At 40.8% G+C, this 14,242-nt stretch carries 15 protein-coding genes; 14 read left to right on the top strand and 1 reads right to left on the bottom strand.

Annotated features, from left to right (window positions below):
• The first annotated feature begins 333 nt into the window (after positions 1–333).
• From HMPREF2637_RS04320 to HMPREF2637_RS04265, 14 genes are all read left to right on the top strand, one after another.
• The gene (locus HMPREF2637_RS04320) at positions 334–564 is read left to right on the top strand and encodes a Blp family class II bacteriocin (protein ID WP_002884558.1); all 231 of its coding nucleotides are present in this window, start codon (positions 334–336) and stop codon (positions 562–564) included.
• A 273-nt stretch (positions 565–837) separates the two neighbouring features.
• Complete coding sequence (locus HMPREF2637_RS04310; protein ID WP_037599117.1) at positions 838–2,193, top strand: bifunctional metallophosphatase/5'-nucleotidase; 1,356 nt, start codon at positions 838–840, stop codon at positions 2,191–2,193.
• Positions 2,194–2,247: 54 nt separating this feature from the next.
• Positions 2,248–2,976, top strand: coding sequence for a YutD family protein (locus tag HMPREF2637_RS04305; RefSeq protein ID WP_037599118.1), 729 nt, complete (start codon positions 2,248–2,250; stop codon positions 2,974–2,976).
• Between the two features lie 63 nt (positions 2,977–3,039).
• Positions 3,040–4,149, top strand: coding sequence for a dual-specificity RNA methyltransferase RlmN (gene rlmN, locus HMPREF2637_RS04300; protein WP_096832658.1), 1,110 nt, complete (start codon positions 3,040–3,042; stop codon positions 4,147–4,149).
• Between the two features lies 1 nt (position 4,150).
• A complete protein-coding gene (locus tag HMPREF2637_RS04295) occupies positions 4,151–4,678 on the top strand; it encodes a VanZ family protein (protein WP_037599119.1) in 528 nt (175 codons plus the stop codon).
• A gap of 102 nt (positions 4,679–4,780) precedes the next feature.
• On the top strand, positions 4,781–5,227 hold the full coding sequence (locus HMPREF2637_RS04290; protein ID WP_002891741.1) for a hypothetical protein: 447 nt from the start codon (positions 4,781–4,783) through the stop codon (positions 5,225–5,227).
• 63 nt (positions 5,228–5,290) lie between these two features.
• Positions 5,291–7,051, top strand: a complete 1,761-nt coding sequence (locus HMPREF2637_RS04285) for an ABC transporter ATP-binding protein (RefSeq protein ID WP_037599120.1) — start codon at positions 5,291–5,293, stop codon at positions 7,049–7,051.
• Positions 7,041–8,789 (top strand): ABC transporter ATP-binding protein, encoded by a 1,749-nt coding sequence (locus tag HMPREF2637_RS04280; protein WP_002891739.1) that lies wholly within the window; start codon positions 7,041–7,043, stop codon positions 8,787–8,789. Before HMPREF2637_RS04285 ends, HMPREF2637_RS04280 begins: the two co-directional genes overlap by 11 nt.
• Positions 8,790–8,948: 159 nt before the next feature.
• A complete protein-coding gene (locus HMPREF2637_RS04275; protein ID WP_002891738.1) occupies positions 8,949–9,128 on the top strand; it encodes a Blp family class II bacteriocin in 180 nt (59 codons plus the stop codon).
• Positions 9,129–9,143: 15 nt separating this feature from the next.
• The gene (locus HMPREF2637_RS11275) at positions 9,144–9,311 is read left to right on the top strand and encodes a hypothetical protein (RefSeq protein WP_002891737.1); all 168 of its coding nucleotides are present in this window, start codon (positions 9,144–9,146) and stop codon (positions 9,309–9,311) included.
• A gap of 206 nt (positions 9,312–9,517) precedes the next feature.
• Complete coding sequence (locus tag HMPREF2637_RS11090) at positions 9,518–9,607, top strand: ComC/BlpC family leader-containing pheromone/bacteriocin (protein WP_141760019.1); 90 nt, start codon at positions 9,518–9,520, stop codon at positions 9,605–9,607.
• Positions 9,595–9,720 carry a hypothetical protein gene (locus tag HMPREF2637_RS11515; RefSeq protein ID WP_002891736.1) on the top strand — a complete coding sequence of 42 codons (126 nt, stop codon included), beginning with the start codon at positions 9,595–9,597 and terminating at the stop codon, positions 9,718–9,720. Before HMPREF2637_RS11090 ends, HMPREF2637_RS11515 begins: the two co-directional genes overlap by 13 nt.
• A 571-nt stretch (positions 9,721–10,291) precedes the next feature.
• The gene (locus HMPREF2637_RS11720; protein WP_002891731.1) at positions 10,292–10,693 is read left to right on the top strand and encodes a hypothetical protein; all 402 of its coding nucleotides are present in this window, start codon (positions 10,292–10,294) and stop codon (positions 10,691–10,693) included.
• A 768-nt stretch (positions 10,694–11,461) separates the two neighbouring features.
• A complete protein-coding gene (locus HMPREF2637_RS04265) occupies positions 11,462–11,758 on the top strand; it encodes a bacteriocin immunity protein (RefSeq protein WP_021143666.1) in 297 nt (98 codons plus the stop codon).
• Positions 11,759–11,958: 200 nt separating this feature from the next.
• On the opposite strand, the gene HMPREF2637_RS04260 is transcribed toward HMPREF2637_RS04265, so the two are convergent.
• On the bottom strand, positions 11,959–14,226 hold the full coding sequence (locus HMPREF2637_RS04260; RefSeq protein ID WP_037599122.1) for a Xaa-Pro dipeptidyl-peptidase: 2,268 nt from the start codon (positions 14,224–14,226) through the stop codon (positions 11,959–11,961).
• Positions 14,227–14,242: the final 16 nt, after the last annotated feature.

The raw sequence follows: 14,242 nt of genomic DNA, 5'->3' as shown, positions 1-14,242 counted from the left end.
AAGGTCTCAAAACTTCCCAACGCTTATGACTACAAAGTCTTAGTCGTCATTATCACAGCGACAAGTCTCAGTATATGCTCACTACACTCGCAAAATAATTGGCTGTCTTAAGAACTGAAACTATGACAGATTTTAAATAGTTTTATCACAGACATTTTTAAGAAGCTTTCCGTTTAAAGTAAAATAATGTGTAAGTTTGAGGTTATTAGTTGAGTCAACTCTCAAAATCAGGTAGTGACATTTATGTCACTACTTTTTTGTTGGCTTTCTATCTATAATACAATCATAGCTTTTGAGAAAAGGCTAAAAAATATTTTAAAGGAGGTTGTTTTAATGACGACACAAATCATTAACAATTTTAACTCACTTAATTCCGAAGATCTTTCTACTGTTAAGGGTGGAGCATGTAGTTTTTGGGGAGCTACAGCTGCCGTAGGCGTCGGGGCTGTTGGAGGAGCCATTAAAGGTGGTATTCAAACAGGTACTTGGCAAGGTGCAGCCTTAAAGGGTATTGGTTATGGTATTAAAGATGGGATTACTTATGGACTTATTTGTCGTTATTAGGCGATTACTGAGTCAATTTTTTGGCCAAATAGTACTTGCTCTCCTAATTTATGGGCTTATATTCTTTGCTTGGCAACACTTTAGAGGAGAAATTTTCTCAATTGTGTGCATCTATGTCAGTATATCCCTAGCAGATGACGTCTATCATCTCGCAGAAGAATATGTTAAAAAGAAAGTTAACTAGGAATACGTTCCTGTTTGAAAAATAGCATGTAAAAACTTGGCAGAATGATTGTCAAGTTTTTTTATAGCAAAAGTGCTACAATAGGAGTCATGAAAGACACGATTCGAATTCTTCATATCAATGATTTACACTCTCATTTTGAACAGTATCCACAACTCAAGCGAGCTGTGGATGATTTGAGTCAGACGGATAGAGAGTTGATTAAGGTAGATCTTGGGGACAATGTGGATAAGTCCCATCCCTTATCTGATGCGACAGCCGGGCGTTTTAATGTAGCCCTGATGAATGAGTTGGGGATAGACTATGCGACTATTGGAAATAATGAGGGGATTGGTCTGGCCAAGGATGAGCTAGACTGTCTTTATGAGCAGGCTAAGTTTCAGCCTATCATAGGAAATCTCAAGGATGAGGGGAGACAGCCTGAATGGGCCAAGTCCTATCTTATCCACAGAACTAAAGCAGGTACAAACATTGCTTTCTTAGCCTATACCTTCCCATATTACATCACCTATGCTCCCAATGGTTGGCAGGTGTTAGAGCCTATGGCTAGGTTGGAAGAGGATTTGGCTCGTCCTGAGGTAAAGGATGCAGACATAGTCGTCGTTCTTAGCCATCTGGGTGTACGCTATGATGAGCAGATTGCAGAGACTTATCCGCAGGTAAACCTTGTCATCGGGAGCCACACGCATCACCTTTTTGAAGAGGGGAAATTAGTCAATGAAACCTATTTGGCAGCTGCTGACAGATATGGCTATTATCTTGGCTGTATTGACCTTACTGTGGAAAATGGGCGATTGATAGAATGTCAGATTGAGGCTATCCCCACCAAGTCCTACATCTTGGATTTAGACAAGGAGGACGAAACCTTTATCAAGGCTATGCGTGAGGAAGGCCATCGTCGTTTAGCTCAGAAAAAAGTAGCTAATCTAGGTCGAGAACTAGATTTTGATGAGACCTGTCAATTGGTTTTACAGGCTGTTTGTCAGGAGACCGATAGCCAATTAACGCTTTTAAATACTGGACTTATCATGAAAACACTAGGTCCTCAAGTGACCATGGCAGACCTGCAAGAAGCCCTTCCTCACCAGATGCGGATGGCACGTCTAGTCGTGACAGGACAAGAACTCAAAGAAATCTGTCAGGAAGTTTTTACTAAGGCTGAACTCCTTAAAAATCAAGCTATTAAAGGTATGGGATTCAGAGGGAAGACATTTGGTGAAGTAATCACAGGGAATTTTGCTTACAAAAACGGTAATTTGTTGTATAATAGAAGGGTTGTAGATTCCAATGAGAAGTTTAGTTTGGTCCTTGTGGACCAGTACTACTTTGCTTCTTACTTCCCTACAATTAAGGAAAAGGAGGTTACTCTTCTTTTTCCAGATTTGTTAAGGGAACTTGTGGCCAAGTATTTAGGAAAAAATGGTGCCAATTGGGATAAGATATAGAGACATTATTACAGCATCAGGATAGAAAATAAGAGAGAGCAGAAAGGATGGCACATGCGTAAAGAAATCTTGCCAGAAATGTTTAATTATAATAAATATCCAGGGCCAGACTTTGTGTATGTGGCTGATCTTCTGAAATCAGATGCCTGTCAGTTTACAGTTCTTGAAAATCACAAGGATGCTTTAGACGCTACCCGCTTTGGGCAACGTTTTTCTGAAATCATGCTCAAGTATGATTATATCGTTGGGGACTGGTCTAATGATCAGCTTCGTCTTAAGGGATTTTACGAGGACGAGCGCCCTAATACGCGTAAGACAGACCGCATTAGCCGATTATCGGAGTATTTGCGTGAATACTGTGCCTTTGGCTGTGCTTACTTTATTTTGAAAAATGAAGAGCCGCAGTTAATCGTCTTTGAAGAGGAGATGGAGCCTCGTCGCAAGCGCCGTCGTTCTAATAATCGTCGTAATGCTTCTCAGGAATCTAGAGATAGAGAGCGCAATGCTTCTCAAAAGAATAAGGGGCAAAAAGCTTCTGCTAAGCAAAAGCCAGACAAGTCCAAACGAAGAGATAGGGATCAAGAGGGTCCAAGCTTTGAGAAAATCAAGCGTCGCCCTAAGTTCAAATCTAGATCCGAGGACGGTGGTCGTGAGCGTAAGCCTAACTTCAAGAAGAGTCAGAAGCAAGCTCCAAAATCTAAAGGTCAAAACACCCCATCGAAGAAACAAAGCCAGACCAAGTCAGATGGTCAGCATTTCACAATCAGAAAAAAAGGAAATTAAACTATGTCAGAAGTAACAACACAAGCAAAACCAGAACGCCGTAAACGTCAGAAGTTAGAGGATATGGAAGGCTACAAACCTTCTATTTATGGTCTTACTCGTGACGAGTTGATTGATTGGGCTATGGAACACGGTGAAAAGAAATTCCGTGCTACTCAAATTTGGGATTGGCTTTACAAGAAGCGTGTGCAATCTTTCGAAGAAATGACCAACATTTCAAAGGATTTCATTGCTAAATTGAATGAGAATTTCTGCGTAAACCCATTGAAACAACGTATCGTTCAAGAATCTAAAGATGGTACCGTTAAATATCTTTTTGAATTGCCAGATGGTATGTTGATTGAGACGGTTTTGATGCGTCAACACTATGGTTTGTCTGTCTGTGTGACAACTCAGGTTGGATGTAACATCGGTTGTACTTTCTGTGCCAGTGGTTTGATTAAGAAACAACGTGACTTGACTGCTGGTGAGATTGTGGCGCAAATCATGTTGGTACAAAAATACTTTGATGACCGTGGCGACGGTGAACGTGTCAGCCACGTGGTTGTTATGGGTATCGGTGAGCCATTTGATAACTATGACAATGTGCTTCGCTTCTTGCGTACCATTAACAATGACAATGGTCTTGCTATCGGAGCGCGTCACATTACCGTGTCAACATCTGGTTTGGCACCAAAAATCAAGGAATTTGCTAACGAAGGTGTTCAAGTTAACCTTGCCGTGTCACTTCACGCGCCTAACAATGACCTTCGTTCAAGCATCATGCGTATCAACCGCTCGTTCCCACTTGAAAAACTCTTTGAAGCTATCGAGTATTACATCCAAACAACCAACCGTCGTGTAACTTTTGAGTATATCATGCTTAATGAGGTCAATGACCATCCTGAAAATGCACAAGAGTTGGCGGATTTGACTAAGAAAATCCGTAAGTTGTCATACATCAACTTGATTCCATATAACCCAGTATCAGAGCACGACCAATATAGCCGTTCAACGAAAGAACGTGTGGCTGCCTTCTACGATGTGCTCAAGAAAAATGGGGTTAACTGCGTGGTTCGTCAAGAGCACGGTACAGATATCGATGCTGCTTGTGGACAATTGCGTTCAAACACTATGAAACGCGACCGTCAAAAGGCAGTGGCAGAAGCTTCTGGTAAATCAGAAGGTAAGTAAGATGTTTCAGCTTAAGACTTGGGTAGATAAGGATGGAGAACTAACACCAAAAGGAAGAAAGCTAAGCCGAGTTTTGGTCTGTGCTTATCTCCTTTGTTTAGTGCTCCTATGTTGGACACCCCAGTACGGGCTAGTTGAAGGTGTTGAAACCCCTGGTATTCAACATTTTGGTCGTGTCGTGGTCCTATTAACCCCATTCAATAGTTTGACCAACTTTTATCAGCTAGATAGTCTTAAAGAGATTGTCTTTGTGCTTGGGCAAAATGTGACCAACATTTTCTTGCTGAGTCCGCTGATTTTAGGGCTTTTAGCCTTGTACCCAAGATTCAGGTCTTGGAAAAAGGTCCTTTTAGCGACTTTTGCCATGTCTTTGGCGATTGAGGTCGGACAAGTGATTCTAGACCTTCTCATTGATGCTAATCGTGTCTTTGAGCTAGATGATTTATGGACCAATACTTTGGGTGGTTTGGTGGCACTAGGTGCCTACCGCCTTCTTGTAAAACTGATTCAAACGCATTTTAAAGAGTAAAAAACCTGGGAGCTTACGCGTCTCAGGTTTCACTTATTTTCTATCATACAAATACAACACATTCAAAAGAGGGAAAAATGAATAAACACGTTTGGAGAAATAATGAAACATTTAATGATGACAGTAGTCACCGTATTAACGTTAGGAGTAACAATGACGATGGTTAAGGCAGATACCTATCAAAGTGGCCGTGATGCCGATATCATGCGAGAAAGAGGACAGGTTTGGAATTATTCTGAGGCTAAGAGAGAGCCTCAATTAGCTAACTACAACACCGATGGTCGCTATCTCAGTGAGGCAACTAACTTTGAATTGTACAATTTTGTCAGAGAGTATAAGACATCTGATGAAATCAGACGCATTTGGAACCCTAAGAAAGATGAATCCGTTATCCATGATAAGGATAGCTACTCTATGGATGATGGGCACAAGGTCTATAATTTTGATTCCTTTGCTTATCAATTGCCAGAGTCTACTGATTTTGGGAAGTTATCTTATATTGGTCACTTTCAGTTAGAAGATGGCACAATCTATCGCTATTGGAAGTAACCTTATCATACGAGACTTATACGAGGTCTATTATTAACCATTTGTAAGGATAGGAGGAGTAACTTGTCTTTTAAAGAATCAATCATTGCAAAACTTTGGTGGTTTTTCAAGTTAGAAAAACGCCGGTATATTGTCGGGATTTTGGCACTGAGTCTGGTTTCGGTTCTCAATCTGATTCCTCCTATGGTTATGGGGCGGGTCATTGATGCTATCACATCGGGAAAATTGACCAATCAGATCTTGCTTCTGAATCTCGTATATTTGCTTTTGGCAGCTCTGGGGATGTACTATTTGCGCTATGTTTGGCGCATGTATATCTTGGCGACTTCTTATCGCTTAGGCCAGATTATGCGTTCACGCCTTTTTGAGCATTTTACTAAGATGTCGCCTTCTTTTTATCAAAAGTACCGAACTGGGGACCTCATGGCCCATGCAACCAATGATATCAACTCTTTAACCCGCTTGGCTGGCGGGGGCGTCATGTCAGCCGTGGATGCCTCTATCACAGCCTTGGTAACCCTAATCACCATGTTTTTCAGCATTTCCTGGCAGATGACACTGGTGGCTGTCTTACCCCTCCCCTTCATGGCTTTTGCGACTAGTCGTTTAGGACGCAAGACCCATAAAGCTTTTGGAGAATCCCAGGCAGCCTTTTCAGAACTTAATAATAAGGTCCAAGAGTCGGTATCAGGTATCAAGGTAACCAAGTCTTTTGGCTATCAGGAGGCTGAGCTTCAGTCCTTCCAAGAGACCAATAAGATGACCTTTAAAAAGAATATGCATACCATGAAGTATGATAGCCTTTTTGATCCTTTGGTCTTACTCTTTGTTGGCTCATCCTATGTTTTGACCCTTCTTGTCGGTGCCTTTATGATTCAGGCTGGTCAGATAACGGTCGGAAATTTGGTAACCTTCATTACCTATTTGGACATGCTGGTTTGGCCTCTAATGGCCATTGGCTTCCTCTTTAATATCACACAGAGAGGAAATGTGTCCTACCAACGTATTGAAAATCTTCTGGAGCAGGAATCAGATGTTCAAGATCCTGCGCACCCTCTCCCAAGTATTGAAAATGGTCGCTTAGAATATGCGATTGACCGCTTTGCCTTTGAGGATGAGGATACTTTGAGAGATATTCATTTCACCTTGGACAAGGGGCAAACCCTTGGTTTGGTTGGACAGACTGGCTCAGGAAAGACGGCCCTTGTCAAGTTGCTCTTGCGGGAGCACGATGTTAATCAAGGAGCCATCTATTTGAATGGTCATAACATCCGAGATTATCGCCTATCAGACTTGCGTAGCTTGATGGGCTATGTTCCTCAAGACCAGTTTCTCTTTGCCAGCTCCATTTTAGACAATATCTGCTTTGGTAATCCGGATCTCTCCTTTGACAAGGTAGAAGAAGCGACTAAGTTAGCTCAAGTTTATGATGACATCAAGGATATGCCTGAAGGCTTTGAAACAATCATTGGTGAAAAGGGTGTCAGCCTATCAGGCGGTCAAAAACAACGTCTGGCCATGAGTCGGGCCATGATTTTGGATCCAGATATTTTGATTTTGGACGACTCCCTATCTGCGGTTGATGCCAAGACAGAATATGCTATTATTGACAATCTCAAACATACCCGCAAGGACAAGACAACTATCATTACCGCCCATCGTCTGAGTGCGGTGGTGCACGCTGACCTTATCTTAGTCATGCAGGATGGTCGTATCATTGAACGTGGCCGTCATGAGGATTTGCTAGCTCAGGGTGGTTGGTATGCCAAGACCTATGAGTCTCAACAGTTAGAAATGGAAGGAGGAGAAGAAGATGATGCCTAATCAAAACCAATGGTCTGTGTTTAAGCGTCTCTTGACCTATCTCAAGCCTTACAAATTCTTGACCTTTCTAGCTTTAGCCTTCCTCTTGTCCACAACGGTTATCAAGAGTATTATTCCCCTTGTGGCCTCTTATTTTATTGACCACTATCTTCATGATATGAATCAGGCGGCAAGTTTAATTCTGATTGGTTACTATGGTCTTTATCTTTTGCAGACACTAGTTCAGTATTTGGGAAATCTCTTTTTTGCGCGTGTGTCCTACAGCATTGTCAGGGATATTCGCCGAGATGCCTTTGCCAATATGGAGAAACTAGGCATGTCTTACTTTGACAAAACTCCAGCAGGCTCTATCGTTTCCCGCTTGACCAATGATACAGAGACTATTAGTGAGATGTTCTCAGGGATTCTGTCTAGCTTTATTTCGGCTATCTTTATATTTGTTACCACCCTTTACACCATGATGATCTTGGACATTCGTCTGACCGGGCTTATTGTGCTCTTTCTTCCTCTGATTGTTCTTTTGGTTAATCTCTACCGCAAAAAATCAGTGGTCATCATTGAAAAGACCAGAGCCTTGCTTTCAGATATAAATGCCAAACTGTCAGAGAGTATCGAAGGGATTCGCATCATTCAGGCCTTTAACCAAGAGAAACGCCTCAAAAAAGAGTTTGATGCCATTAATGAGGAACACCTGATTTACGCCAGCCGTTCCATGTCACTGGATTCTCTCTTTCTACGCCCAGCCATGAGTTTACTGAAGCTCCTGGGCTATGCTGTTCTCATGGCCTACTTTGGCTACCGAGGTATCTATTTGGGCATCACAGCGGGGACCATGTATGCCTTTATCCAGTACATTAACCGCCTCTTTGATCCCTTGATTGAAGTGACACAAAACTTCTCAACCTTGCAAACCTCGATGGTCTCAGCAGGTCGGGTCTTCGCCTTGATCGACGAGCGCACCTATGAACCTGAGCAGAGAGGCACAGATGCCAAGGTTACTGAGGGGAATATTCGCTTTGAAAATGTCTCCTTCTCCTATGATGGCAAGCACCAGATTTTAGATAGTATTTCCTTCTCTGTCAATAAAGGAGAAACCATCGCCTTTGTCGGTTCTACAGGTTCCGGAAAATCCTCTATTATCAATGTCTTTATGCGTTTCTATGAGTTCCAATCAGGACGAGTTCTTCTTGACGGTGTGGATATTCGCGATTATAGTCAGGCAGAGCTACGTAAGAACATTGGTCTTGTCCTTCAGGAACCCTTTCTCTATCATGGTACAATCAAATCCAATATTGCCATGTATCAAGATTTAACTGATGAAGAAATCAAAGCCGCTGCTGAGTTTGTGGATGCCAACCACTTTATCGACAAACTTCCAGAAGGTTATGAAGCTCCAGTTTCCGAACGAGGTTCAAGTTTTTCAACCGGTCAACGTCAGCTTCTAGCCTTTGCTAGGACCGTTGCTAGTCAGCCTAAAATCTTGATTTTGGATGAAGCGACAGCCAATATTGATTCGGAGACAGAGGCTATTGTCCAAAACTCTCTAGCAAAAATGCGTCAAGGACGTACAACCATTGCCATTGCCCACCGCCTATCGACTATCCAAGATGCCAACTGCATCTATGTCTTAGACAAGGGCCGCATCATCGAACACGGTAGCCACGAGGAACTCCTAGCCCTTGGTGGTACCTATCATAAGATGTACAGCCTACAAGCAGGTGCAATGGAAGGAGCGTAAGCTAATCTAGACCATAGATTTTATATTCGAAAAGATTTCTTAAAAATCAAAATCGAGTAGTGACATTTATGTCACTACTTTTTTGTTGGCCTACAACTTATAATAAAACCATAGCTTGAGAGAAAAAGCTAAAAAATAATATTTTAGGAGGTTGTTAGAATGACAACACAAACAATGAACAATTTTGAAACACTCGATCTCGAGGCACTTGCAAACGTTGAAGGTGGCGGATGGGTTAAGTGTTATGCCGGCACAATCGGATCTGCTCTAGTAGGATCAGCTGGAGGCCCAGTAGGTTACTGGGGAGGAGCTTTAGTTGGTTATGCCACATTCTGCTAATATTTAGGTGACCCTATGCTTAAAGATAAAAAAATGTATTTATTAGCCATTTTCCTTTTAGGATTTGGCATTGCTAACCTTTTTAGAAATTTAGATTTTGTACATCATATCATTAATTTGGTAGGGTTGGCATTAATCACTTATAGTTTGATTTTTAGTAAATGGGAGCGACTCAAAAAATAGGTGGATTCCTGTCAGTAATCATCTAGGAATTGGTAAGTTGTGTCAACTGAAAAATTATATTTATGGATATTGTTTTTCTGACATCAGCTAAAAGAAATCGGAAAAAAGTAGTGACATTTATGTCACTACTTTTTTGTGGCCTATCACCCTATAATAAAATCATAGCTTGAAAGAAAGAGCTAAAAATAGTTTAGGAGGTTGTTAGAATGATAAGGCAAACAAATAACACTTTTGAAACACTCGATCTCGAGGCACTTGCAAACGTTGAAGGTGGTGATGGATTATGTTTGATTTGAAAAGTTATATTTTAGGGATGGCTTTCATGGCTGTGATGAGTTTTTTAGATAAGCCTATTATGTCATTTCTTGAAAAACACAAAGTTACCAATTCCGCTAAAAAGAAATTCTAATTGAGATACCTTGTCAATTGCTAGTCTGTGAATAGCTTTGCACAGAAAGCTAAAAACACTTTAAGGAGAAAAGTATGTTCAAAAACTCAAAACCGTATTTACTGGCTACCATTCTCATAGGAATGGGCCTCGCTAATCTATTTAGAAGTTTGGATGCAGTCCATCATACCATTAATTTGCTAGGCCTAACCTTGCTTCTTTATAGTCTTCTTTTTAAAAAATGGGTACAGTTTAAAAAGTAACTTTTGGCCCCTTTGAACGTGAGGTCCTTGTAAATGCTTATTTTTGATGTTCCCGAAGTAAAATTATTCTTGCTAATGATAGCGGAGATTGTATTATATTTGATTGTTTTTCTTTGTAATAGAAAAGACAAAGATATGTATATTCGCTTATTTAAAGTATCTGTACTAATGACACTACTGTATTACATCTCCAGTAGAATTTAATCGCTAAGGACTTACTTGAGATCTTACAACAGTAGAATAAAATACAGAAAGGAATAGCGTTAAATGTAATAGCTTATTCAGTCTACAAGACTGACTGAGGTTATTCATAGCTTAATTGTTTTATCATGAAGTTAAAGAATATTAGTCCGAGAGTATTGCGATTTTTTAGGGTCGCTACTGCTATATTGGCAGTTTTCCTTATAAGTACCAGTATTTCTCTCTACAAAAGCAAGACTTCTCCAGAGATTTGGTTAGCAGTCGGAGCACTAGCTTTAGTAGTCATTTTTGTAAATGGGCTGCTCTACTGTATGCTTAAGAAGCGTTCCGATTCAGTAAATCCGTTAATAATATGGCAGTCCTTCATTGTCTTTCTGGTCATCTCATTTCTAGTGCTTTGTGTAGAGTTTTACACCTTACTAACATTCAGTGATACCACAGACCGCATAGTACTAGTCGTATTAATGCTTTTGTTAATTCTCTGTGATTTTCTAGCTTACTTGCAAGTCAAAAAATATTTTAAAAGATAGAAAATATAGTAACCATTTGTGACATTATTCAATTTACGTTGCATAAAGTGCATAAAAGCGCTATAATAAGAAAGTGATTAATGAAAAATGTGAAAATTAGAGTAGGATTTCTATGGCTTGAAAGAAGTTCTTCTATCGTATAGACAAAACTTACAGTGTCTGGGTTTTCAAAAATGTCATGAAAGGAGGATTACTATTGGAACAATCTGTTTTTTCTAGAAAATACATAATATTTATCCTACAAGTTATCTTGGCTGTCTGTATTCAATGTGTGATAACATTTTTCTGGCATCAAGAAAGAACATTTTTATTTTATATCTTGTCACTTTATGTTTCTTTATCGTTCTCTGATGATCTTAGTCAGCTGATTTTTAGAAATGAGAAGTGATGTATTTGTTTTAAGCAGCATGGAAAGTGACAGATTCGTGTCTTTAGCCATGCTAGATTCAGAATAATAGCCAATCATTCTTTAGATAACGCTCTAGTAGTTTATGTAAATGACTCTAGTAGAAAAGGAATTACCATGGTGATATTACAAAAAATTAGTTCTGCTGTGTTACGTTCTTTACGTGTCGTATCAGCAATCTTAGGAGTAGTCATTGGGAATATAGCTTTAAATCCTCTATCTAGTCAGCATCCAATCTGGATTTGGCTACCATTTAGGACCTATAGCTATTTTTTGGGACGCTGGCTTTTAAATGACTATCAGGGTGCTATACTAAAGATGTGATTGAAAAATTAGTTAAAAGAAATAAGGAGGTTTTCTTAATGACAGGACTTAAATGGTTTGCAGGAGGCAAAGAGAGACGAGAACAAGCAGTAGCTATCATCGATGAAGTAATTGAAACTATTGGAGATAAGCCAGATTATGCTGATTTGAAGCAGGTCCTGCACTCCTACCGAACGGAACTTGCAGACTCTCGTTCAGCCACTCCCTATATCTTAAGCAGGATGTCACTGGAAATATCCGAAGTGGTCAGAAAAGACCAGCTAACCTTGTCTCCCTTTATCGAGGAGCGAATGGCAGATTTGCGAAAATTGCTAGCGATTCGTTATGGCTATTGATGTCATTAGGGAGGATTTCTTGGTTTTAAGGTTGAGTTGTTCATTGAGAATTTGTCTTATTTCACTGTCTTGGCTACATCATTTGTTTAAATAACATTAAAATGAATCGTAAAAATTGAAGATTAAATCTTGTTTATTTCCACACAATAAAAAAATCCCATGGGAGTTCTCATCCTATGGGATTTTTTTGTGATAAAAAGCTAATAAGGCAATGTCATCTGACTTTGGCTTAGGTCCACGGTCAATTCATAGTCGCTATTGTCACGAATAGTGTGCTCAAAGTCTGTGGTATAGAGAACAAGTCGGAGTTTGTCGCCCTTGTTGAGTTTGTAGATGGTTGGTTGCAAATCCAAACCGATAGTCATCCATTCATTTGGAGTGACATTCTCAATGCTAAGGAGGTTCTTGCGATTTTGCAGGTTAAGGTGTCCTTTGGTAATGATACGGTATTTTGCCTGCTTGAATGGCAATTCACGTAAGGCTTCTTCCTTGAAGAGACGGCCGTTATCTAGATTCATGCGTTTGAGTGCGGGAATAGGTGCGAGATACTTCTTGTCACCCATTTCTAGAACTTGGGCCGAAATGAGACCACGGTTTGTATTAGACTTAACCTTGAGCTCTAGGTGGACACGACCATTAATCTGGATATCTTGGTCCAGTTCAAAGTCCAAGGTAATGGCATTGGCTTTGTCTGCAAAGAGGTAATCCTTGAAGCTTTGGTAAGCTTTACCGTATTTGGTGAAGGTTTCCTCTTCGTAATGGTTAGCGATGCTAGCTTCAGCCTGACCAAGCTGAATGTGTTTAGCATTCTCATGACCAAAGTTATCGAGAACCTCCCAGGTCTGCTCAGACTGGTTATTTTGCCAGATAACAGTAGGTAGTGTGTAGCCATTCTCCAAACCAAGGAGTTTCTGACAAATCAAGGCGTTCATGCTTTCTCGGAAGTCAATAGACTGCCAGGCATTCATGTAAACGTGGGCACCATTGTGGAAGAAGAGGTGTTTTTCAAGAGAGTATGGAAGAGCATTGAACATTTGATAGACGTTAATCGGTTTGACATTCCAATCCTGGCTACCATGTGTAAAGACAACAGTGGCTTTGACACGGTCTGCGAACTGCACATAGTTACGGTCATGCCAAAACTGGTTATAGTCTCCATGCTTACGATCAATAGCCGTACTTAGCTCCTTAAGGTAGGCCTCGTAGTCTTTTTGGTGGCGTAGGTATTCTCCAGCCAATAGGGCACGAGAGTAGGTGAATTCAGTCAAGGTATCGAGATCCTCACCAGGGTAGCCTCCAGGACTAACGAGGAGGCCGTTTTCACGGTAATAGTCGTACCAAGAAGAAATACCCGCTTCAGCAATAACCATTTCCAAACCTTCAACGCCAGTTGTAGCAAGGGCGTTGGACATGGTACCTAAGTATGAAAGTCCAGTAGTAGTCACCTTACCAGAAGCCCAATCAGCAGTGATTGTATGCTGTCTGCTACGGCTAGTAAAGGCGCGTGCACGACCATTGAGCCAGTCGATGACAGCTTTATAGGCCAGAATTTGTTGATAGTCTCCAGAGGTCATGAAACCTTCTGAGTTGAAGGTACCGACACCGGATACATAGATAGAGGCCACACCACGAGCTAACATGTAATCGTTAAGTGTGTAGGTATCTGTGTGAGCAAAACGCTCCTGAGTCTTTGTGACAGGATTGATAGGCGTAAGGTCTGCCTCTGGTACCTTGATTTCAGGTTGTTTAAGAGAGATTTTACCTGCTGGTTTGACGAGCAAGTCTCCCTCCATCTTGTGGGTGAGCTTATCTGAAGCAGGCTCATTAGTCCCTTGTTGATAAGGACTTGCGGTCATCATGGCTGGAACTGGGAAGTCCACATCAGGACGTAGGATAGTCACCTTGACCAAGTCTAACTGCCCGTCTTTATCAGTATCTACAGGTGTTTCGACATAAACCACTTCACGGTGAAGCTGATTAGTGTCAAATGTTGCTAAGCTCTTACCATTAAAGAAGACGTAGTCATTACTTACAGGGATTAAATCCTGAGCTACTAACTGATCAATTAAGGTATTGCCAGACTGTGTGCGTGTCGCCAACAATTGATGCAGGTTGTTAAGACTACCATCAAAAGTGATTGGAAAGGCCATTTTCTCTAGGAAAGCAGCACTGTCTGTAAAGTCCACATTAGGGACAAAGCCTAGCAGTTGAAGGGCTACCAAGCCAAAGACTTCAGCAGTCAAAGGACCATCTGATTGGAAGAAGGTTAGGAGGTCAGTCTCTGAATCAGCAATCCAATTTTTCAAAGCCAAATCAGTATCTTCAAAGAAAAGGAAGGACTTGCGAACAAAGGCTTCAAAATTGGCCTTGGAACTAGCATCTAGAGAGACTTCAAAGCCCAAAGAACGGAGTTCCTGACAAGCTATTTCAGGACTAACTGGGATGTAACTAAACTGATTAAATTTCATATTCAAAAACCTCAAA

This window comes from Streptococcus sp. HMSC065H07 (genome assembly GCF_001837325.1).
Lineage (GTDB): Bacteria > Bacillota > Bacilli > Lactobacillales > Streptococcaceae > Streptococcus > Streptococcus salivarius_H.
This window is presented reverse-complemented; position numbering and strand designations above follow the sequence as displayed.